We start from the raw sequence: 19,446 nt of genomic DNA, 5'->3' as shown, positions 1-19,446 counted from the left end.
TAACGGATCACCAGCCTGAAAGGAAGCACACTATGCGTTTAAAAAAGGGCATTTATATTTTTTGGGGCACCATGGATCTACTGGCGCTGGCGAGCTATATCGCGCTGGCGATCTACAGAGACCGGATCCCTTTTATCACCGACATTGTTCATTTTCGGGATTCAGTGACCAGCTATGGCGCTGGCGGCGGGCTGGTCGTGTGGATACTGACATTGTTTGCGTTCGGCTTTGTTCTGAAGATAACGCTGTTCTACTCGGCATGGTCGTTTATCGGTAAAAGAGACATCAACACCCTGTTTTTCATTATTCAGGAAGGGATGCGGATTATCACCTTCACCGGCTCCATTCCTCTCCTTACGTTGCTGATATATTCCACGGGAGTCAGCGGTGTTGGGGTCACGCTACCAACCTTCATTGCGGTGGAAATACTTAAAATAGGCTCTGTCGTCTGGTGCAAAACGGCTAAAAGCCTGCCTGCCGCGAAATAGCGTCTTACAACAAATGAGGCGTTCTGTAACCGTCTTGTCACTTTATTACCGTTAACCACTTATACTGAGGTAAGCGCCTCGCTGAACACGCGCGGCGTCTGCTCGTTTTTGTATGAAGGACACTAATAACAATTAAGGAGGCACTCCTTCCGTGTTAATCCTGCTTCACCTGCTTTCTGCCGTCGCCCTGCTGGTCTGGGGCACCCACATCGTGCGCACCGGCGTCATGCGCGTCTTCGGGGCGCGATTACGTACCGTACTTAGCCGCAGCGTTGAGAAAAAACCGCTCGCTTTCAGCGCGGGTATTGGCGTGACCGCGCTGGTGCAAAGCAGTAATGCCACCACCATGCTGGTCACATCGTTTGTCGCGCAGGACCTGGTGGCACTCACCCCGGCGCTGGTGATTGTGCTGGGCGCTGACGTCGGGACCGCGCTGATGGCGCGTATTCTTACTTTCGATCTCTCGTGGCTATCGCCGCTGCTTATTTTTGTTGGCGTGATTTTCTTCCTCGGACGTAAGCAGTCGCGCGCCGGACAACTGGGGCGTGTAGCCATCGGCCTCGGCCTGATTTTACAGGCGCTGGAGCTTATCGTGCAGGCCGTTACGCCTATCACCCAGGCCAACGGCGTGCAGGTTATCTTTGCCTCTCTTACCGGCGATATCATGCTGGACGCGCTGATTGGTGCGGTCTTCGCCATTATCAGCTACTCCAGTCTGGCGGCCGTACTCTTAACGGCGACCCTGACCACGGCAGGCATTATCTCCTTCCCGGTGGCGCTGTGCCTGGTCATTGGCGCGAACCTTGGTTCCGGCCTGCTGGCGATGCTCAACAATAGCGCCGCCAATGCCGCTGCCCGCCGGGTAGCGCTGGGAAGCTTGTTATTTAAGCTGGTGGGAAGTCTGATTATCCTGCCATTCGTGCATATGCTGGCGAATGCGATGGACAATCTGCCGTTGCCGGAAGCCGAAATGGTGATCTACTTCCACGTCTTCTACAACCTGATCCGCTGCCTGGCGATGGTGCCTTTCGCAGGCGTCATGGCGCGTTTTTGCGAGCGGGTGATCCGCGACGAACCGGAACTGGATGCGCGCCTGAAGCCGAAACATCTGGATACCAGTGCGCTGGATACGCCAACCCTGGCGCTGGCCAACGCCGCGCGGGAAACTCTGCGCATGGGCGACGCGATGGAGCAGATGCTGGACGGCCTGAAACAGGTGATGCACGGCGAACCACGCCAGGAAAAAGAGCTGCGCAAACTCGCCGACGATATCAACGTGCTCTATACCGCCATCAAGCTCTATCTGGCGCGGATGCCGAAAGATGAACTGGCGGAGGAGGAGTCCCGGCGCTGGGCGGAGATTATTGAGATGTCGCTCAACCTTGAACAGGCCTCGGATATTATCGAACGTATGGGCAGCGAAATCGCCGATAAATCGCTGGCCGCGCGGCGGGCATTTTCCCTGGAAGGCGTAAAAGAACTGGATGCGCTTTACGAGCAGCTTCTTAATAACCTCAAACTGGCGATGACCGTCTTCTTCTCCGGCGACGTCACCAGCGCCCGCCGCCTTCGCCGCAGTAAACACCGTTTCCGCATCCTCAATCGCCGCTACTCGCACGCGCACGTTGACCGCCTGCATCAGCAGAACGTGCAGAGCATCGAGACCAGCTCGTTGCACCTTGGGCTACTGGGCGATATGAAGCGTCTGAACTCGCTGTTTTGCTCGGTGGCTTACGGTGTGCTGGAACAGCCCGACGAAGATGATGAGCGGGATGAGTATTGATAAAGAGCTTATCCAGCGCTGCTTTTGATTACCCGCCCGGCGGCGCTGTCGCTTGCACGGGCCTACGGTTGCCGCCCTGGCTCATTTTGTAGGCCGAATAAGCGCAGCGCCATCCGGCATTCAACGCACCGATCGCCCCAGAATATTTCAGGTGTTAAAACAGTAAATTGCCTATTGATGCACCACCATCAACATATAACGTTTGCCCGGTTATAAAAGCCGCATCCTCCGACATAAGAAAGGCAATGGTTGCTGCAATCTCATCCGGTTGCCCGAATCGCTTCATGGGGACGCCCGCAAGATATCGCTCTTCTCCCGCACTTCCTGGCGGATTGTTTGCCCGAAATAGTGCCGTTTCAGTGGGGCCTGGCGCAACCGCATTCACGGTAATGCCGGTCTGTGCGAGTTCCAGCGCCCAGTTACGGGTAAAACTGATCAGGGCCGCTTTTGCGGCGGCATAAGCGGTTCGCTCAACGCTGCCGAGTACGGTAAGACTGGAGATATTGACAATTCGGCCCCAGCCCCGATCTTTCATACCCTCCAGAATGGTCTGAGTTCCCTGTATTGCCGGATAGAGGTTGACTCGCATAACGTCTTCAAATGAGGCTAAATCCACTGTCTCAAGGCGCTGCGGCTTAACCAGACCAACATTGTTTACGATGCCATCAAAGGCGAATCGTTGACGTAATTGTTCAAAAGTCTTTTGGGTTTGTTTAACGTCTGCAAGATCTGCTCTGATCAGAGTTCCAGGAAAATTATCACTGACATTTCGTGCAATTCCCACAACCTGATAGCCTGCTTCGACGAGACGCTGGGCCAGTGCCAGGCCAATGCCTTTGCTGCCACCAGTGATTAAATACGTTCTCTTCATCATTCACTCCGGTTAATAAGCGCAGTTATCTCTCGCGAGAGAAAAAAGGGGATTAGAGGCTACGAATATGTCGCAGCGAAGGCAGCCTGTCTTACGGGGTTGGTTGACAGACATAGTCTGGATTCACTTCTGATATCTTCCTGGTCAATGACAGGCGAGCAGATACGGCAAGCATCCCGCTATCACCCCGTTAAACAGAGGTAAATTGTTCTTTAACGATTGATACAAACCGACCCGATAATCAGGCAACGCGGCGGGCCAACGATTGTTGTCAGCCATTTCCGCTGGCTGTGAAAGATATTGGACGGCCTGCACAAGGAATGGAAGATATGCTGCTGGGATAACATTTATTCTTCAGGGGAATGAAATGGATCGCTTTCAGGCAATGGCAACGTATATCCGGGTTGTGGACACCGGCTCCTTTTCTGCGGCTGCAAGGCAGCTCAATATCGGTCAGCCTGCGGTATCTAAAATCGTCGCCCAACTGGAATCGCGGTTACAGACGCGTTTGCTGACCCGATCGACCCACGGTTTGACCCCAACCGAAGCCGGGCAACGCTATTACGAGCGGGCACAGGCCGCCTTGCAGGAAGCCGACGAGGCTGAACTGGCGGCCAGAGGTGCCGGAAAAGGGTTATCCGGTAAATTGCGGATTTCAGCAGCAACAACGTTTGCCAGGCTGCATATTATTCCCCAACTCCCACGGTTTTTGGCGGAACACCCGGAACTGGACGTCGACGTCATTCTTGATGATCGGGTAATCGATCTGATTGCCGAAGGCATAGATGTGTCGCTGCGCATGGGAAATTTACCCGATTCTGGTGTGGTAGCACGCAAGCTGGCTACAGGACCCCGATCGGTGATGGCTACACCCGGTTATCTCACGAAAAAAGGTGAACCGAAAACACCGGCCGAACTCGCAGAACATGAGGCGATCCTTTATACCCCACAGCCCAGTCTCTGGTCATTCACCCACCAGGAGGCGGTCGTTTCCATCGCCGTGAATGGACGCATTCGTGTTAGCGCCGCTGAGGGGCAACGTGCTGCCGTGCTGAGTGATATGGGGTTATGTATTGCTTCCGACTGGATGTTTGCAGAGGAGTTAAAAAATGGCACCGTTCGCAAGGTGCTGACGTCATGGCAACTGCCCTCCATAGATCTGTGGGCCGTTTTTCCTGGTGGACGACTGGCGAGTGCCAAAGCAAGGCAGTTCGCTGGCTTTGTCGAATCCGTCATGGCGGAAAAGTGAAAACAGCTTATTCCATAGCGGAATAGTTATTATCTAATTTTGAGGCGATCCCATTCCACTGGGAATGAAATATTGTTGTTTCACGGCCAGCCATTCCGGACTGACAACAACGAGGATTGCCATTATGTCAACGTTTGAAACTTATCGTAACGCCTTCTCCAGTGCTCGTCTGACCCGAAAACCGAACGGCGTACTGGAGGTAAAATTCCACACCGACGGTGAAAAACTGATCTTTAATGGTCATACCCATGAACAGTTTGTTGCCTTATTCCACGCCATCAGCGAAGACCGGGAAAACCGGGTGGTGATCCTGACCGGGTCGGGTGATGCCTTTATGGACGCTATTAGCCCGGAAGGTTTCGATTTCTTCAGTCCATCAGGTTTCGACAAAATTTTACGCGAAGGCAGAAAAGTGCTCAGCAACATTCTGGATATCGACGTCCCGATGATTACGGCGCTAAATGGCCCGGTATTGCTTCATAGCGAATATGCACTACTGACCGATATCATACTGGCCACGCCAGAAACGGTTTTTCAGGACAAACCGCATTTCGAATTCGGGATTGTACCCGGTGATGGTGTACACATCTTGTGGCCGGAAGTCATCGGCTCGATTCGCGGTCGCTACTTCTTGCTCACCCGCCAGGTACTTGATGCAGAAACGGCGCAAGACTGGGGTGTGGTTAACGAAATCGTGCCTGCAGATCGCCTCCTTGCCCGCGCCCATGAAATTGCAGACGGTATTGCGGCTCTTCCGCCACTGACCTCACGCTATACCCGTATCGCCTTGACGCAACGACTGAAACGCCTCTTAGAAGAAGGGATTGGATACGGACTGGCTCTGGAAGGGATAAGCGCAGCTCAGGTTGCCCACACCATGGCCCAGCAGTGAGCCACCCACATCCCCGACTCATCGAATTTATTATTGCAGTGGGAAGGTGTTTCCTGTTGGGAGGCTCCAGGTCACTGCGGAGGAGAAATTATGAACGCGTTACTCTCACCCGTTACAGCAGGAAAACTGCAGCTGAATCACCGTGTCGTCATGGCACCCACCACGCGAATGAGAACCGTGCAAGGCGGCGTACCTGGGGACCTTATGATTGAATATTACCGCCAACGTGCGAGTCAGGGAGGTCTTCTCATTGCGGAAGCCACGGCGATTTCTCCCTTTGCTAATGCTTATGAGGATGCGCCAGGCATCTTTACTGACGAACAGCAGGCGGGATGGCAGCGTTTGGTGGACGCCGTGCACGCTCGCGGCAGCCAAATTGTGCTTCAGCTCTGGCATCCCGGCCGCCAGTCGTTGCCAGAACTGTCATCAGGACACCAACCCGTAGCCCCTTCGGCACTCATCGCAAAAGATACTTATGGCGTAGTTAAAAATGAGCAAGGGGCCTATGAGGGCAAGCTTTTCCCTGTTCCACGTGCGCTGGACGTGGATGAGATTCAGGATCTTATGAATGAGTTACGACAGGCTGCTATTCGAGCCAGAGACGCTGGATTTGATGGGGTAGAACTCCATGCCGCTAATGGCTATTTGCCTGAGCAGTTTCTACTTGATGGCAGTAACCAACGCACCGATAGCTATGGCGGTACCCTTGAAAATCGGGCGCGCTTTTTGCTTGAGTCAGTTGGCGTCCTGACTGATATCTGGGGCACGGGACGCGTTGCAGTGCGTATTTCGCCAGGCGGTATTTATGGTGATATGCATGACAGCGATCCCATGGCAACGTTCCGTTATCTGGTCGAACAGTTGAACCGGTTTGAGCTGGCTTATCTGCACATTATTGAACCCCGCATTGTAGGACCGGAAGATCGGAACGCAGGCTATTATGAAAACCCGGTTGCCAGCCGTGATTTGCGCGCGTTTTATCAGGGAACAATCATTGCGGCGGGAGGGTTCAAGCCAGAGGATGCAGAAGATACCCTGCAAAGGGGGGAGGCCGACCTGATTGCCTTTGGCCGCCTTTTTACCTCAAATCCCGATCTTCCGGATCGGATTCGACACGCGTTCCCTCTCACGGCATACAATCGTGACGCTTTCTTTGGTGGAGACGAACGAGGCTATAGTGATTTTCCTGTGTTTACGTCTGTAGAGGAGTAATTGAATCGCCAGCAACGTAATGGGCTGTCAGGCGTGATCGAATATCTGGTATTCCAGTGTAATACCAGATCGCTTGAGGAGCGCGTTAATAAGAGTACAGACGGGATAAATGTAGAAAAGAAGACCCCGCTTCGACGGCGTCTTCTCACTATTAAGGTACTTTTATTCGGCAAATTTCAGCAGGGCTTCACCATCAAGGCGATAGCGTACCCATTCAGACTGCGGCAATGCACCAATGCTCAGGTAAAAATCAATGGCAGGCTGGTTCCAGTCCAGCACGCTCCATTCAAGGCGGCCGCACTGTCGTTTCACGGCGTATTGCGCGATATTTTTCAGCAGCGCTCTTCCCGCCCCCTGGCCACGATAATCAGGTGAAATGTACAAATCTTCCATATAGATACCGTTACGCCCGAGCCATGTGGAATAGCTGGTGAAGAAAACGGCATACCCTACGGTTTTACCTTCAATCTCACAGATCAACGCTTCGGTTTTACTACCTGCACCAAAGAGGGTTTCCCGGATCTCGTCTGGCGTGGTGATCACTTCTTCTGGCGCTTTTTCATACACAGCCAGTTCATAGATCATATCGTAAATTGCCGTTGCATCTTCCGGGCGGGCCTGGCGAATTGTGATACTCATTAGTTTTCCTGTCATTTCTGAATGGTGTCGACATTGATGGCGTTAAGCATAAGGGTTATTGTCAGGAGAATTAAGTGCAATGAAATCACTAAATGATGAATATTATGCATCCAGCATTAAGGCGGCTTGATTTAAATCTTCTGCCTGTTTTTGACGCGATTTATCGTCACCGTTCCGTTCGCCTGGCAGCGGATGAACTGGCGATGAGCACCTCGGCACTGAGCCATGCGCTGTCGAGGCTGCGTATCACGCTCAATGACCCGTTATTTTACCGGGAAGGGCACCGTATGTGCCCCAGCGTGTATGCTACACAGCTCGCGCCTTCTATTGCTTCGTCACTGAAATTCCTCAATCAGGAGCTGACGCCGCAAACGGAGTTTGCAGCCGCCGCTAGTACGGAGTGTTTACAGATTGCGATAACAGATTTCACCGCGTTTTGTATTTTCCCTGCCCTGATGCACAAACTGCAGCACGAAGCGCCCGGCTTGCGCTTTGAACTACTCTATCTGCCGCACAGCCCGGCGCTGACGGAACTGCTGGCGGGCGAAGTGGATCTGGCGCTTGGATTCAGCACGTCGGATGATATCCGGCATCCGGAGCTGGACGAGATCGGCTGGTTCGAAGATGAGTATGTCGTCATCAGCAATACCAACCGAACACAGCTGACGCTGGAGGATTATCTTGCCGCACGGCATCTTGTTGTGACGCCCTGGAATGAAAAGCGGGGCGTTCTGGATTTACAGCTCGAGCAAATGGGATATACACGGCAGATAGCGATCAAAACACCGTCTATGCTCAGCGCGCCGTTTATTGTTGCGCAAAGCGACCTGCTGATGGCCATCCCCCGTTTTGCCGCGGAGAAGTTGATTCCGGCAATGAATATCAAGATTTTTCCATTGCCGTTCGCAATACGCTCGTTTGACGTGAAAATTTATTCCCATAAAAGGAGTGGTCAGCGAGGCGCGACTAACTGGCTGAAAGCGAAGCTGCAAACGCTGGCAAAAGAGGTTAATTCAGGATGGTGAATGTGCCGGGGGCATGGGGGCCTTACAGGAGGTCGTTGACCTTTGCGGTGGTGAAAGGGTGCGAACATAAATGCCCTTTCGGGCATTTATGTTTTGCTTGCGATAATCCTGATATGACTGGTTAAAATGCCATGTCGTCACACAAGCATTAATGGAAAAACAGTGCAATCAGGATAATGATTGGAATGGGTACACCTAAAAAGAACAGTAATAATGAGCGCATTTTAAACCCCTCGTATAATTAAAGATTATAAATCACGTTGACGGCCACCGAAGGTCGCACACAGGCTGGCTACGAAGGCACCTGCCAGTAAAGAAATGAATGTCCAGAGCATGAGATAACTCGTGGCTTTGCGTGCGGTATCGGCAGCTTGCTGCGCTTTCGCCTTCGTTTCTTTTAATTTAGCCTGGGCTTTGTCATAGGTGCTCTGTACCCGTTGTTCAGCCTCTTGCTGACTGATACCCGTATTTTGAGCAATCAACTGCGCGACATACTGACGATCTTCCTGGGGTAAGGCGCCGGTGGTAATGCTGTTAGCAAATATACCGGTCACTTCACCTAATTGTGCAGGGGAAACGGGTTGATGAACTGCAGGTGGCGTTGCAGGAGCAGCTGGCGAAGCGGGATCGGCAGCATTGTTTGCCGGTGTGGCAGGATTGTTCGCCCTGAACAGCGAGTTAACGAAATAATTCATCGACGACCCCTGTGCTCCAGACGATCCGTCCGCCATACTCGCTGCACCAGCCGCCGTGGTCGCCGCTGCCCCGCCGGCGACGGTACCCACGACTTTAGCGCCTCCTCCAATGATGGAACCCACCGTGCTCGTTAATAGCGCAGCAGATATCAGCGCCGCCACAGCCCATGTCAAAAAACCATGCGCGGTATCGCGGAAATAAACTTCGTCGCGCTGTGTATCGACCCATTTCGTGCGCAGTCGTCCGGATAAATAGCCTCCCATACCCGACGCAACAATTTGAGTAAACGTCAGCCAGGCGATAGCAGCGATACCCACCGTACCGGCGTCAAGCCCGCGACTTTCCCAGGGCGAAACGGACGTAAGACCTAAACCGGCACCCAGCATAAGCAAAATCAAAGAGAGGGATGCCGCTGCTGCCGCGCCGGCAAAAATGGCACCCCATGATACAGCGCTGCTGCTCGTGGCGGGCAGGGGCAGACGAGCATCGGGATACGTGTTATTAATTGTGTCGTGTTCGTGGATGTGAGTCATAGCTGTTGTCCTTTGATTAATCTTTGCGTTCGGAACCAGGAACTGTTTGAAGAAACAGGAAACATAATCACCTTCAACACTTAGGCTCTTCATGAGCCGGATGATGCCATTTATAAAAAGGAGGGCTATAAACGTAAAAAAAGTAAAAACCAAATATCACAATGGAAATTTATTCCATGTACTAAGGATAGTAGATGATTTTTTGCTAAAGGGATTTTGAACTTTAAAAATCCGTTACCCTTTAAGAGGGCGAGCGAGAGTCATTACGAGACACCATCGATTTCCTCATGAATAGTCCCTGCCCCCTCAATCGAAAACATCACAAACCGCATTTAACGAACAGAACCTGCACGCGACGGTTTTTCCTCCCCTTCAGGTGCGGTATATTTCGCTTTTACAGGAGAATTTATGCTGCCCGACTCATCCATCCGATTAAATAAATACATTAGTGAAAGCGGCATCTGCTCGCGCCGCGAGGCGGATCGCTTTATCGAACAAGGCAATGTCTTCATCAACGGCAAGCGCGCCACCATCGGCGATCAGGTGAATCCTGGTGATGTGGTCAAGGTTAATGGCCAGTTGATTGAGCCGCGCGAAGCGGAAGACCTGGTGTTTATCGCCCTGAATAAGCCAGTGGGGATCGTCAGCACGACGGAAGACAGCGAGCGCGATAACATTGTCGATTTCGTTAACCACAGCAAGCGCGTGTTCCCGATTGGCCGTCTGGATAAAGACTCGCAGGGGCTGATTTTCCTCACCAATCACGGCGATCTGGTGAATAAAATTCTGCGCGCCGGTAACGATCACGAGAAAGAGTATCTGGTGACGGTGGACAAGCCGGTTACCGACGAGTTTATTCGTGGAATGGGCGCGGGCGTGCCAATCCTTGGCACGGTGACGAAGAAGTGTAAGGTAAAAAAAGAAGCGCCGTTTGTGTTCCGTATCACTCTGATTCAGGGGTTGAACCGCCAGATCCGCCGCATGTGCGAACACTTTGGCTATGAAGTGACGAAGCTTGAGCGCACGCGCATTATGAATGTCGGCCTGTCAGGCTTGCCGCTGGGTGAGTGGCGCGATCTGACCGATGATGAGCTGATCACCCTGTTTAAGCTGATTGAGAACTCATCTTCAGAAGCAAAACCAAAGGCAAAAGCAAAGCCGAAAACGGCGGGCATCAAGCGACCAGTGGTGAAGATCGAAAAATCCGCTGAGAAAGAGAAAGCGCGCCCGGCCGCAAACGGTAAACGCTTTACCTCGCCGGGACGCAAGAAGAAGGGACGTTAACGTCTGCCGCGCGTTGGCGTGCTCGCCGACCAGGAAAACGATGCTTCTGTATCGGGTTTATAAGCCTGCTTTTTCTTCACCTGGCGGGCTTTTTTCGCTTCTGCTTCTCGCTGCACCATTAACTTATCGATGTACTCTTTCTTCACGCTGTTGGTCTCTGCGTTGGTCAGCAGGCGGCCGTGCGCAATACGGGCGCGGTCGAGCAGCGTTTTCAGTTCGCGCTGTTCACGCTCAGTCATCTCTTTTTGGGTAATGCGGGGGAGTGCCATGTGGGTGCCCTCATTCAGCCGGATGAGCCCAGTGTACGGCAATAAAACTCCTCCTGAAAGCGCCTCGCAAATTACATTTTTCTGAAGTGAAGGATAACTCCGGTTGCAGTAGGGTATTCAAAGCCTCAGGCCACATCCTGAGCGGAGGAAATAACTTTTTTAAGCGTATAAAATTTTATACAGTGAGGTATTATAAAACGCAGCGAACATCAGGCCGTGATAAACATATCGCTAAGGTCCGTTATCAGGCGGTGCAGCAGGAATACAGGAGTCAAAAATGAGTCATATCATTGATTGTAAGATTCGTCATGTTACTACTGAAGAAGCCAATATCTTCACTGAGCTGGGTTTTAATGAAGCAGAAGCCAGCCAGCTTCATGAGGATGCTGAAAGAGAAGTTGAACAGCTTATCGCGCTTAAACGGCACCTTATGCAGGAGATTACTGGCTGGATTGATGAGAATCATTTAAAACAGACGGAAGCTGCCCGAAAATTAAACATTTCCCGACCTCGCGTGTCTGACGTGGTTAACCAGAAAACGAATAAATTCACCCTGGATGCGCTGGTTATGATGCTGGTAAAACTGGGCAAGCCTGTATCGGTGCAGGTTGGCTAGTGTATCTGAGCATATTTACTCCGCCAGCCGCACCTTCCCGGTAAAATCCTGATGAGTATAACCCGTTGTTTTAAAGCCTTTATCCGTGATGATGTTATCAATCTCTTTCAGGGTCGCGATACACATCACACCGTCCTGACCAAATTTGGTATGGTCGGCAAGGATCACCGATTTTTTGCTCATCGTAATCATCGCCTTTGCGACATAGGCTTCGTCAAAGCTTTTCACCAGCACGCCGTGCTGAGGGGAAATACCGCCAGCGCCGATAAAACAGATATCGGCATGGATAGCGTTAATTTGCTGGCAAACCGATACACCCAGGTTGGCACGAAAATGGTAATCATATTCGCCGCCTAATACATAAACCCGGGCCTGAAGGTTATGTTCTTTTATTTTATCGGCGATTAAGGCGGAATTAGTAATCACCGAAAAAGCGATTGGTGGTAAGTGTTCGGCGAGAATAAGATTGGTGGTGCAGGAATCAATAAACAGCGTATCCCGCTCGCTGACCATGCTGGCGGCCAGTTTAGCAATCGCCATTTTCTCTTCACGATGGGCATCAATGCGAGCGCTGAAAGCATCTTCCTGAACTACCTGCTTTTTGACCGCGCCGCCGTGAATTTTGGTAATTTGGCCTTCGGTCTCCAGCAGGGAGAGATCGCGGCGAATGGTCTCTGACGTGACGTTTAGCGTTTCCGATAATTTAATAACGGTCACTTCACCGAATTTGTTTACTTCATCAAGAATATGTTTTCTTCTTTTTATCGGGTTCATCATGGTCCGCCAGCGTCATGCTTTGCCGCATGGTAACTGGATGCGCAGGTCAACGCAACCACTCCAGCGCCCGGACGATACCCTCGTCATCATTGGTGCTGGTGACGTAGCTGGCCTGCTTTTTTACTGACTCCGGCGCGTTGCCCATCGCGATACCGATGTCGGCTGCGGCAAACATACTGACATCGTTTTGCTGATCGCCAATCGCCACAACCTGCATCGCAGGGAGTGATATTTGGCGGATAAGTTGGCTGACGGCATAGCCTTTATTTATTTCTGCGCGTTGAATATCAATATAATTTCCACCGGTAATTGTGGCATTAAATCCAGACGGAAGATGGTTATTAATATCGGTATTGAGCTGATTTATTTTTGACTGCTCCGCCACAACGGTGATTTTATAAATATCAGAGCGATCAAAAAGCGCACCGGGCACGGCGGAGAGAAGCGGGAGCATAAATAATTCGGCCTCATAGGTCGTCCATGGCGCAACGGGCCGATCGTAACGGTGATAAATCGCCTTTGCGCTAAAGAAATGGTGCGCATAGCGGGAAAGGGAAATATGTCGGTCGATATCCCGTAAATCCATGCAGGAGAGCGCGGCCGAATGCGTAATACGCTGCTGCGCCACCTCCAGGATCTGTCCGCCGTTAAATCCGGCACACCAGCTAAACAGCGCGTCAACATTTTGCTGTTGTAACAGACGCACTATTGAGGATACCGGTCTGGCAGAACAGGCGGCAAGCTGACCGCCGCGCTGGTGAAACTCCACCAGCGCCTGACGTGTAAGGGGACTAATTGTCTTCTGCGACGTCAGTAACGTTCCGTCCAGATCGGTGACCAGCAACATATTTCCCATCCCTGAAAGACAAATTAATGGGTGATAAACGGCGTAACGGCCTGTTTAGCGGCGTTGCAAACCATATTGTCGATGGCTGTGCCGACCACCAGAATATTGACGCCGGTATCTTTAAACGCTTTGGCATTGGCGACGTTAATGCCACCCTCCGCCAGCGTCGGCACGCTTACCGCGCCCACCAGCGCCTTAAGGCGATCTTTAATGGTCTGGGGGATATCACCCGCCGCTACACCTTCATAGCTCATGCCGGTCATCAGACCGATCATATCGACGCCAATGTCTTCCATCCGTTTCGCCACGCTGGCCACTTCTTCCGGCGTGCGTGCTGCAATACCGAAGGTGTGCAGGTCGTCCGGATGACCAATGTAGGCATCGACGGTCAGGCCGTACTGGTGGGCGAGATCCACGATATCCTGCAAATCGTCCCAGTCAGATTTATGCGTGTGTAACCCATCGGCCCCGGCGCGGGCAATCTCCAGGATCTCCGTTTCGCTAAGCGGGACGGGCAGGGTTTCAGTAAAACCGCCTGCAATGCCGACGGTGATGAAGATATCGTCCGGGACGACATTACGCACGCCCTGTACCGCCTCGGCCATTTGACCGTTGGTGATTTCATGGCGGATCTGCTCCGCTGCGTGCATATTGCTGACGCCTTTGTGGCCGCGCGCCAGCGCCAGGGCCGGATGGTTCGGCTCCAGCAGCTTAACGCCTGCTTCGCAGACCGCCTTCGCCAGGCGAGCATCGTCGCCGGTGATCCCTGTACTGAGGATGGTTTGCCCGCCGTGCAGCGCGATGGCATCTTTGACTTTCTGTAACGCTTTGGCGCGTTTTTTATTCATATCGCCTTTAAACATGGTGTACCTCTGGTGTTGGTGCATGAACTTAGTGAGTTGCCGTAACGGATTCTTTCTGTACGACAGCCTTAAAACGGTTGGCAATAATGGTGGTGATACAGGTCAGCAACATGATGGTGAACATCACGATCGCCATCTGTAGCGCATTGCTGGACAGGAACGGTGAGGCGAACGCAGGCACATACGCCACGCCTTTGACGTTAAAGAAGCCCAGCATCATGCCGCCGAGGCCCGCCCAGACGATGGCGGAGCCGAAGACGATTTTGTTGGCGAACATGAACGGGTAGGCGGATTCGACAAAGGTGCCGAAGCCCAGGTTGATGAGCAGGCCGGGCGTGGCGACCGCTGCTTCGCTTTTTTCACGCGGTGCGATGACGTTGGCAAGATTAATACCGGCAGCGACCATCACCAGGCCGACCATATCCACCGCGCCGAGGAAGCTGACCCCGGATTTTTCCATCTCCAGCAGTACCAGCGGCAGGATCACCGCATGATAGACGCCGCCGAGAATGGCAGGCCAGATAACCAGTCCCGCCAGCAATCCGGCCAGCACCGGGCTGAACGCCAGCGTGCTTTCGATCGCCAGTTTGATGTAATTACCCGCACCCAGCGCCAGCGGACTCAGCAGATAGTGCATGATCAACCCGGCGGCAAGGCCCGAGATCCCGCCCGCCACGATGTTGACGGTGGTCATCGGGAAGCGCCAGTTCAGACACAGTTCAAACAGCCAGCGGACAAAAATACCCGCCAGCAGACCGCCGATGATGCCGCCGATCAGGCCGCCTTCAACGGAGAGCACCCCGGCGACCACCCCGGAAACAATAGAGACTTCATCCAGCTCGGAAATTTGTTTTGCCGCGAGCACGGCGACGAGCACCGGCAAGCCTTTCAACAGGATCTCAAAGATATCGTTGAGTTTTTCCAGCCCCGGAATGTGGCTCAACGCCAGAACGATCGCCATGGCAATAAAGCCCGGCAGGGCAGGGATCATAATGCTGCGGATATTAAATCGCTTCAGCAGGCTTTTACCGGAACCGCCCTGTGAAGGGGACGCGCTGCCCAACTGCGGTTTGTACTTGATGCCCCAGTGTTTACACAGCGACGCCACGAAGGAGACGGCGCGGGTACGGCTGGTGGTGCCGGTCGTGCCGGATGTGGCGACCACGTTCGCGCCTTTTGCCGCCACCAGCGCCATGGAGGTGCCGCCGGTGCCGACAATCGGGGTTTTCATCTCAACGGCAGCGGCAAAAACCGCCTGGTTGGCACTCACCGGATCGGCGCTCATCACCACGATCCCGTCGATCTCGCCGTTGCGGATCATGTCAGCGATCCGTCGATCGCTTTCCACTACCGAGGCGTTCACTTCCGAGAGCTTGCCCTGAAAGATCCGCTGTGGTTTTTGTTGGTTTTCTGTGGTTAATGCAAAAACTGACGCTGGCGTCGTCGGTTTCGCGACGTCCATTGACGCTTCCGCTGCGATAAACTGCACGGCGGCGACATTGACACCTGCGGCTTCACACTGCTGGTAAATTTCCTGGAGCAGCTTTTCTGGCTCTGCGCCACCCAGGTTGTAGAGGTTGCCTCCACTGCTTCCAATAATCGCAATTTTTTTCATAGCGGCCTCGAAGATAGGGTAAGGGTTTTATCTGTGTTGTAGTGAAATCATAATCCCAATTAAAACAAACTAAATCAACATAAATTAAACGCTAAAAGCCGGTTAATAAAAGTCATTTTTAATTTATCTTATTGAATATAAATAAATAATTGTTTTATTTGTTTTGTGTTGTATTTTGTGGTTTTGTGATGGGGTTCAAAAGAAAAGCGGCAAAAATGGAGGGAGATCCCCTCCATCGTGGCGGGATTAATGTTGCCTTGCCGCTTTAGGTTTCTCATTAATTGGCCTACCCGACCAGTAGCCAGCCAGCAGCGAACCGGAAAGATTGTGCCAGACAGAGAACAGCGCGCCAGGAAGCGCGGCCAGCGGCGAGAAATAGATTTTACCGAGCGCGGCAGCGAGACCGGAGTTCTGCATCCCGACTTCTATTGCCAGCGTCCGGCAGGTGGATTCATCGAAGCCGAACAGCTTGCCACCCCAGTACCCGCCAAGCAAACCGATAGCGTTATGCAGGATCACCGCGACAATAACGACCAGTCCGACTGAGGCAATATGGCTGGCGCTACCGGCAACCACGGCGCTAATAATTGCCAGAATACAGAGCATTGAAAAAGCGGGAAGGTAAGGTTCTACCGCCCGTACCACGCGCGGAAACAGGTGATGGACAATCAGACCGAGCGCTATGGGGATCACCACAATCTGTAAAATACTGACCAGCATTCCCATTACGTCTACCTGAATATGCGCATCCACATACAGACGAGTCAGCAACGGTGTGGCCACCACGCCGACCAGCGTCGACACCGAGGAAATCGTGACGGACAGCGCCACGTCGCCTTTTGCCAGATAAATCATCACATTCGACGCCGTACCGCTGGCGACGCTACCCACCAGCACCATCCCGGCAGAAAGATCCGGCGGCATCTTAAACAGCATTGCCAACAGCCACGCCGCCAGCGGCATTACCAGATAGTGCAAAAAAATACCCGCCGCGACAGGCGCAGGGCGTGACAGCACCCGCTTAAAATCGGCGATGTTCAGATGCACACCCATGCCAAACATAATCAGCATTAGCAGCGTACTGACCCACGGGCCGATAGGGACGAACGTCGCGGGCGTGTAATACGCGATAACGGAGAGCAGCAGCGCCCATAGCGGGAACAGCCGGGTCAGTATAGAGAGCATCTTGTTTTCCTCAGGGATGTTGTGCGTTGTGTTTTTTATAAAAAAGCCGGGATCAAGCCCGGCCATAGGTATTGTTTATCGTGTGAGGAGATTTTATTCAAACAAATTATGATGAAGAGGCTTCATGATGCTCGCCCGGCTATCTGTTGCTGTGGTTCAACCTACCATCACTTTGTTCTTGCAGGTATTGCTAAAGAGCGTATTGTCATCTAGCTTTATTCAGCTGTGAGCATGTAAAAGTAATAAGCAACCGTATCAGAGAATACGTTGCTGGAAAAAAAAGAATGAAACTTATTTATATCATTTTGTTTTTGTTGTCTAAAAAAAGCGCCGTATTAAAGCAGTTCTGGCGCGCAGAACTAGCCCCTAAGGGAAATATTAATTTCTTTCGTCTCTATCTGGCACATCGTAACCGAAAACGGCATTTTTTATTATGGTGGCGTCTCGCCAGCCAGATGTATATGAAGGGTAACAAGCAACAAAAGCGGGTAGCAAAAAAAATACACTGGTCACTACAACAACGCTACGCTTCAGATATCAGTTTGAGAGCCTCAATTGGTGTGAATCCAAAGTTTATTCATCTGACAGGAGTGGTGATTTCCGGTAAGGCGACCATTGGTGATAATGCGGTAATCTATCAACATGTCACTATTGGTCTGCGTAATGATACCGATGCATCAGCCGCCCAGATTGGCAATAATGTCAATATTGCTGCCGGAGCCTGTATCCTGGGAGAAATAAAAATCGGTAATAATGTGAAAGTCGGCGCGATGTCGCTGGTCTTAACGGATATTCCCGATTGGGCGACCTATGTTTGCCAGATGCAGCCTAGGATCATACCTGCAATATAAAAATCAGGGCCGCGAAAAGTACCGGCCCTGTATTTTGCCTCACCGTCTTTATATTGTTTCCCGCACACTTTCCCAGCTCAATCCAAAGCGTGCCAGATATTTGCGCAGGCGATCGGCGTCATTCGGATTGCTTTTCTTCTGCCGCGAGACGGCAAACAGCATCCTTCCGGCTTCCGAGAGCGAATGGCACTGGCGACAAACGCGGATCACCGTCTCCAGTTGGCTCTGCTCAAAAAGGTCGATCTCTTCGCTTATTGTCGGAAGGGAGATCTGTGATGAGGGCTGCCAGCTTTGTTTCAGGCGTAGGATCTCTTCTTCAACCAGTTCCATGGTGATCCGTCCCTGCTCGGCAAGCGTAGCCATACGGGCGACGGACGAACCCAGTTCGCGGAAATTCCCTCGCCAGGCGGCCTGTGGCGAACGGGCGAAATGGAGGTAACGCTCGCGGGCCTCTTTATCAAAGCGGACCTGCATCTGACGGTCAGTCGCGAAACGTTGCAGTTCATACTCAACGTTGGGCGCAATATCTTCCCGCCGTTCCGCCAGGCTGGGCAGGGCAAAAGTCCACATATTAATTCGCGAATAAAGATCTTCCCGGAAGCGACCCTCGGCTACCCACGTCTGCATATCGCGATGGGTCCCGGCGATGAGCTGGAAGTCGCTATGAACTTCTTTATCTGAACCAAACGGGAAAAACGTTTTCTCCTCTATCGCTTTCAGCAGCATGGCTTGTTCATCAAGGCCCAGTTCCGCAATCTCATCCAGAAACAGCACGCCGCCGTCAGCTTCGCGCAGCAGACCCGTACGCGGCTGGAGCGCACCGGTAAACGCCCCTTTTACATGACCAAACAGCGTCGACATCGCGTTATCACCCCGCAGCGTGGCACAGTTCACTGCCACCAGTTTACCCGCAACCAGATGGCGCGACTGGCGTAGCTGATAAATTCGTTTTGCGAGGAAGGACTTACCCGCACCCGTTGGGCCGGTGAGCAATATCGGCGCATCGGAACGTAAGGCCACTCTCTCAATCTGATCGATCATCCGGTTGAACGTTGCGTTGCGGGTATCAATTCCACTTTTCAGGAACGAGACTGACTGTTGTTGTTCGCGCTGAAAACGGCTGGTCAGCGTGCTGTAACGGCTGAGATCGAGGTCGATAATTGAATACGTTCCCGCCGCGCGATTGTCGTCCTCGCGATTTTTTAGCGGGCCAGTTTGCAGCAGGCTGGCGGGAAGATAGCGCGCTTCCGTCAGCAGGAACCAGCAAATCTGCGCGACGTGCGTGCCGGTAGTAATATGCACCAGATACTCTTCGTTCTCGGTATCAAAAGAGTAATGGCTGGCAAAATCGAGGAATGCCGCATAAACCTCTTCAAAATCCCACGGATCGTTAATAGCGACGGTATGCGTACGTACCTCAGTTTGCGGGGAGACCTCCTGGATATCCTCCCGAAGCTGTTCCGTCATTCCCCGGTCTTTGGCCTGGTAGAGTAGCTCCAGGCGATCGACAGGCAAATCGGGCTGCTGACATAGCCCCACCGTTGGCCGCCATTTCACCCAGCGATTAGCCCGTTTACCGCGTTTATCCAGTACCGTACCAATGACGCCAATCACTACCCGCCGCTTTTTCATTCTTATCCTTAAAGATAAATAGCGCTTTTAAAAGATAAATTAAGCATAGCACCTGGATTCAGATTCTTAAATCCTGAAAAAATAAAAGACTTAAATATCAATTTATTAAAAATTTTATT

19 protein-coding genes are annotated in these 19,446 nt (G+C 52.2%); 9 read left to right on the top strand and 10 right to left on the bottom strand.

Annotation, left to right across the window (positions count from 1 at the left end):
• Window positions 1–32 precede the first annotated feature (32 nt).
• Together ACMGGS_RS04625 and ACMGGS_RS04620 are read left to right on the top strand one after the other, a co-directional pair.
• Window positions 33–488, top strand: coding sequence for a hypothetical protein (locus tag ACMGGS_RS04625; protein WP_414165222.1), 456 nt, complete (start codon window positions 33–35; stop codon window positions 486–488).
• A gap of 151 nt (window positions 489–639) precedes the next feature.
• Window positions 640–2,271 (top strand): Na/Pi cotransporter family protein, encoded by a 1,632-nt coding sequence (locus ACMGGS_RS04620; RefSeq protein ID WP_414165221.1) that lies wholly within the window; start codon window positions 640–642, stop codon window positions 2,269–2,271.
• Window positions 2,272–2,425: 154 nt separating this feature from the next.
• On the opposite strand, the gene ACMGGS_RS04615 is transcribed toward ACMGGS_RS04620, so the two are convergent.
• The gene (locus ACMGGS_RS04615; RefSeq protein ID WP_414165220.1) at window positions 2,426–3,145 is read right to left on the bottom strand and encodes an SDR family oxidoreductase; all 720 of its coding nucleotides are present in this window, start codon (window positions 3,143–3,145) and stop codon (window positions 2,426–2,428) included.
• A 382-nt stretch (window positions 3,146–3,527) separates the two neighbouring features.
• Here ACMGGS_RS04615 and ACMGGS_RS04610 point away from each other — a divergent pair, with 382 nt between their 5' ends.
• From ACMGGS_RS04610 to ACMGGS_RS04600, 3 genes are all read left to right on the top strand, one after another.
• A complete protein-coding gene (locus tag ACMGGS_RS04610) occupies window positions 3,528–4,391 on the top strand; it encodes a LysR substrate-binding domain-containing protein (protein WP_414165219.1) in 864 nt (287 codons plus the stop codon).
• Window positions 4,392–4,515: 124 nt separating this feature from the next.
• Window positions 4,516–5,283: an enoyl-CoA hydratase/isomerase family protein gene (locus ACMGGS_RS04605; protein WP_414165218.1), complete on the top strand. Its 768-nt coding sequence runs from the start codon at window positions 4,516–4,518 to the stop codon at window positions 5,281–5,283.
• Window positions 5,284–5,373: 90 nt separating this feature from the next.
• The gene (locus tag ACMGGS_RS04600) at window positions 5,374–6,495 is read left to right on the top strand and encodes an alkene reductase (protein ID WP_414165217.1); all 1,122 of its coding nucleotides are present in this window, start codon (window positions 5,374–5,376) and stop codon (window positions 6,493–6,495) included.
• 162 nt (window positions 6,496–6,657) lie between these two features.
• On the opposite strand, the gene ACMGGS_RS04595 is transcribed toward ACMGGS_RS04600, so the two are convergent.
• On the bottom strand, window positions 6,658–7,134 hold the full coding sequence (locus ACMGGS_RS04595; protein ID WP_414165216.1) for an N-acetyltransferase family protein: 477 nt from the start codon (window positions 7,132–7,134) through the stop codon (window positions 6,658–6,660).
• A gap of 92 nt (window positions 7,135–7,226) precedes the next feature.
• Here ACMGGS_RS04595 and ACMGGS_RS04590 point away from each other — a divergent pair, with 92 nt between their 5' ends.
• Window positions 7,227–8,159 (top strand): LysR family transcriptional regulator, encoded by a 933-nt coding sequence (locus tag ACMGGS_RS04590; protein WP_414165215.1) that lies wholly within the window; start codon window positions 7,227–7,229, stop codon window positions 8,157–8,159.
• Window positions 8,160–8,407: 248 nt separating this feature from the next.
• Here ACMGGS_RS04590 and ACMGGS_RS04585 read toward each other — a convergent pair whose 3' ends face one another.
• Window positions 8,408–9,388 (bottom strand): hypothetical protein, encoded by a 981-nt coding sequence (locus ACMGGS_RS04585; protein WP_414166197.1) that lies wholly within the window; start codon window positions 9,386–9,388, stop codon window positions 8,408–8,410.
• Between the two features lie 408 nt (window positions 9,389–9,796).
• Here ACMGGS_RS04585 and rluF point away from each other — a divergent pair, with 408 nt between their 5' ends.
• On the top strand, window positions 9,797–10,672 hold the full coding sequence (gene rluF / locus ACMGGS_RS04580; protein WP_414165214.1) for a 23S rRNA pseudouridine(2604) synthase RluF: 876 nt from the start codon (window positions 9,797–9,799) through the stop codon (window positions 10,670–10,672).
• On the opposite strand, the gene ACMGGS_RS04575 is transcribed toward rluF, so the two are convergent.
• Window positions 10,669–10,941 (bottom strand): DUF3811 domain-containing protein, encoded by a 273-nt coding sequence (locus tag ACMGGS_RS04575; protein WP_414165213.1) that lies wholly within the window; start codon window positions 10,939–10,941, stop codon window positions 10,669–10,671. The two genes, rluF and ACMGGS_RS04575, sit on opposite strands and share 4 nt — an antisense overlap.
• Before the next feature lie 277 nt (window positions 10,942–11,218).
• Between ACMGGS_RS04575 and ACMGGS_RS04570 the strand changes: the two genes are divergently transcribed.
• Complete coding sequence (locus tag ACMGGS_RS04570) at window positions 11,219–11,557, top strand: helix-turn-helix domain-containing protein (protein WP_414165212.1); 339 nt, start codon at window positions 11,219–11,221, stop codon at window positions 11,555–11,557.
• Window positions 11,558–11,572: 15 nt separating this feature from the next.
• Here ACMGGS_RS04570 and ACMGGS_RS04565 read toward each other — a convergent pair whose 3' ends face one another.
• From ACMGGS_RS04565 to panS, 5 genes are all read right to left on the bottom strand, one after another.
• Window positions 11,573–12,331, bottom strand: a complete 759-nt coding sequence (locus ACMGGS_RS04565; RefSeq protein ID WP_414166196.1) for a DeoR/GlpR family DNA-binding transcription regulator — start codon at window positions 12,329–12,331, stop codon at window positions 11,573–11,575.
• Window positions 12,332–12,380: 49 nt separating this feature from the next.
• Entirely contained in the window at window positions 12,381–13,181 is an 801-nt protein-coding gene (locus ACMGGS_RS04560) for a Cof-type HAD-IIB family hydrolase (RefSeq protein WP_414165211.1), read from the bottom strand.
• Window positions 13,182–13,204: 23 nt separating this feature from the next.
• Window positions 13,205–14,044 carry a histidine biosynthesis protein gene (locus tag ACMGGS_RS04555; protein WP_414165210.1) on the bottom strand — a complete coding sequence of 280 codons (840 nt, stop codon included), beginning with the start codon at window positions 14,042–14,044 and terminating at the stop codon, window positions 13,205–13,207.
• Between the two features lie 28 nt (window positions 14,045–14,072).
• The gene (locus ACMGGS_RS04550; RefSeq protein ID WP_414165209.1) at window positions 14,073–15,659 is read right to left on the bottom strand and encodes a PTS sugar transporter; all 1,587 of its coding nucleotides are present in this window, start codon (window positions 15,657–15,659) and stop codon (window positions 14,073–14,075) included.
• A gap of 246 nt (window positions 15,660–15,905) precedes the next feature.
• Complete coding sequence (gene panS / locus ACMGGS_RS04545) at window positions 15,906–16,844, bottom strand: ketopantoate/pantoate/pantothenate transporter PanS (protein ID WP_414165208.1); 939 nt, start codon at window positions 16,842–16,844, stop codon at window positions 15,906–15,908.
• 284 nt (window positions 16,845–17,128) lie between these two features.
• On the opposite strand from panS, the gene ACMGGS_RS04540 reads away from it, so the two are divergent.
• Complete coding sequence (locus tag ACMGGS_RS04540) at window positions 17,129–17,695, top strand: serine acetyltransferase (protein WP_414165207.1); 567 nt, start codon at window positions 17,129–17,131, stop codon at window positions 17,693–17,695.
• A gap of 48 nt (window positions 17,696–17,743) precedes the next feature.
• On the opposite strand, the gene rtcR is transcribed toward ACMGGS_RS04540, so the two are convergent.
• Window positions 17,744–19,327, bottom strand: coding sequence for an RNA repair transcriptional activator RtcR (rtcR, locus tag ACMGGS_RS04535; RefSeq protein WP_414165206.1), 1,584 nt, complete (start codon window positions 19,325–19,327; stop codon window positions 17,744–17,746).
• Window positions 19,328–19,446: the final 119 nt, after the last annotated feature.

This window comes from Superficieibacter sp. BNK-5, from assembly GCF_047456055.1.
Lineage (GTDB): Bacteria > Pseudomonadota > Gammaproteobacteria > Enterobacterales > Enterobacteriaceae > Superficieibacter.
The sequence above is the reverse complement of the archived record's forward strand: the minus strand, read 5'-3'. Positions and strand labels throughout refer to the sequence as shown.

What these genes read in the sequence shown, in the direction of transcription:
- ACMGGS_RS04570 (WP_414165212.1), top strand. Translation starts at nt 11,219, where the DNA reads ATGAGTCATATCATTGATTGTAAGATTCGTCATGTTACTACTGAAGAA.
- ACMGGS_RS04625 (WP_414165222.1), top strand. Translation starts at nt 33, where the DNA reads ATGCGTTTAAAAAAGGGCATTTATATTTTTTGGGGCACCATGGATCTA.
- ACMGGS_RS04595 (WP_414165216.1), bottom strand. Translation starts at nt 7,134, where the DNA reads ATGAGTATCACAATTCGCCAGGCCCGCCCGGAAGATGCAACGGCAATT.
- ACMGGS_RS04555 (WP_414165210.1), bottom strand. Translation starts at nt 14,044, where the DNA reads ATGTTTAAAGGCGATATGAATAAAAAACGCGCCAAAGCGTTACAGAAA.
- ACMGGS_RS04615 (WP_414165220.1), bottom strand. Translation starts at nt 3,145, where the DNA reads ATGATGAAGAGAACGTATTTAATCACTGGTGGCAGCAAAGGCATTGGC.
- ACMGGS_RS04560 (WP_414165211.1), bottom strand. Translation starts at nt 13,181, where the DNA reads ATGTTGCTGGTCACCGATCTGGACGGAACGTTACTGACGTCGCAGAAG.
- rluF (WP_414165214.1), top strand. Translation starts at nt 9,797, where the DNA reads ATGCTGCCCGACTCATCCATCCGATTAAATAAATACATTAGTGAAAGC.
- ACMGGS_RS04600 (WP_414165217.1), top strand. Translation starts at nt 5,374, where the DNA reads ATGAACGCGTTACTCTCACCCGTTACAGCAGGAAAACTGCAGCTGAAT.
- ACMGGS_RS04575 (WP_414165213.1), bottom strand. Translation starts at nt 10,941, where the DNA reads ATGGCACTCCCCCGCATTACCCAAAAAGAGATGACTGAGCGTGAACAG.
- ACMGGS_RS04550 (WP_414165209.1), bottom strand. Translation starts at nt 15,659, where the DNA reads ATGAAAAAAATTGCGATTATTGGAAGCAGTGGAGGCAACCTCTACAAC.
- ACMGGS_RS04610 (WP_414165219.1), top strand. Translation starts at nt 3,528, where the DNA reads ATGGCAACGTATATCCGGGTTGTGGACACCGGCTCCTTTTCTGCGGCT.
- ACMGGS_RS04590 (WP_414165215.1), top strand. Translation starts at nt 7,227, where the DNA reads ATGATGAATATTATGCATCCAGCATTAAGGCGGCTTGATTTAAATCTT.
- panS (WP_414165208.1), bottom strand. Translation starts at nt 16,844, where the DNA reads ATGCTCTCTATACTGACCCGGCTGTTCCCGCTATGGGCGCTGCTGCTC.
- ACMGGS_RS04585 (WP_414166197.1), bottom strand. Translation starts at nt 9,388, where the DNA reads ATGACTCACATCCACGAACACGACACAATTAATAACACGTATCCCGAT.
- ACMGGS_RS04565 (WP_414166196.1), bottom strand. Translation starts at nt 12,331, where the DNA reads ATGAACCCGATAAAAAGAAGAAAACATATTCTTGATGAAGTAAACAAA.
- ACMGGS_RS04605 (WP_414165218.1), top strand. Translation starts at nt 4,516, where the DNA reads ATGTCAACGTTTGAAACTTATCGTAACGCCTTCTCCAGTGCTCGTCTG.
- ACMGGS_RS04540 (WP_414165207.1), top strand. Translation starts at nt 17,129, where the DNA reads ATGAAACTTATTTATATCATTTTGTTTTTGTTGTCTAAAAAAAGCGCC.
- rtcR (WP_414165206.1), bottom strand. Translation starts at nt 19,327, where the DNA reads ATGAAAAAGCGGCGGGTAGTGATTGGCGTCATTGGTACGGTACTGGAT.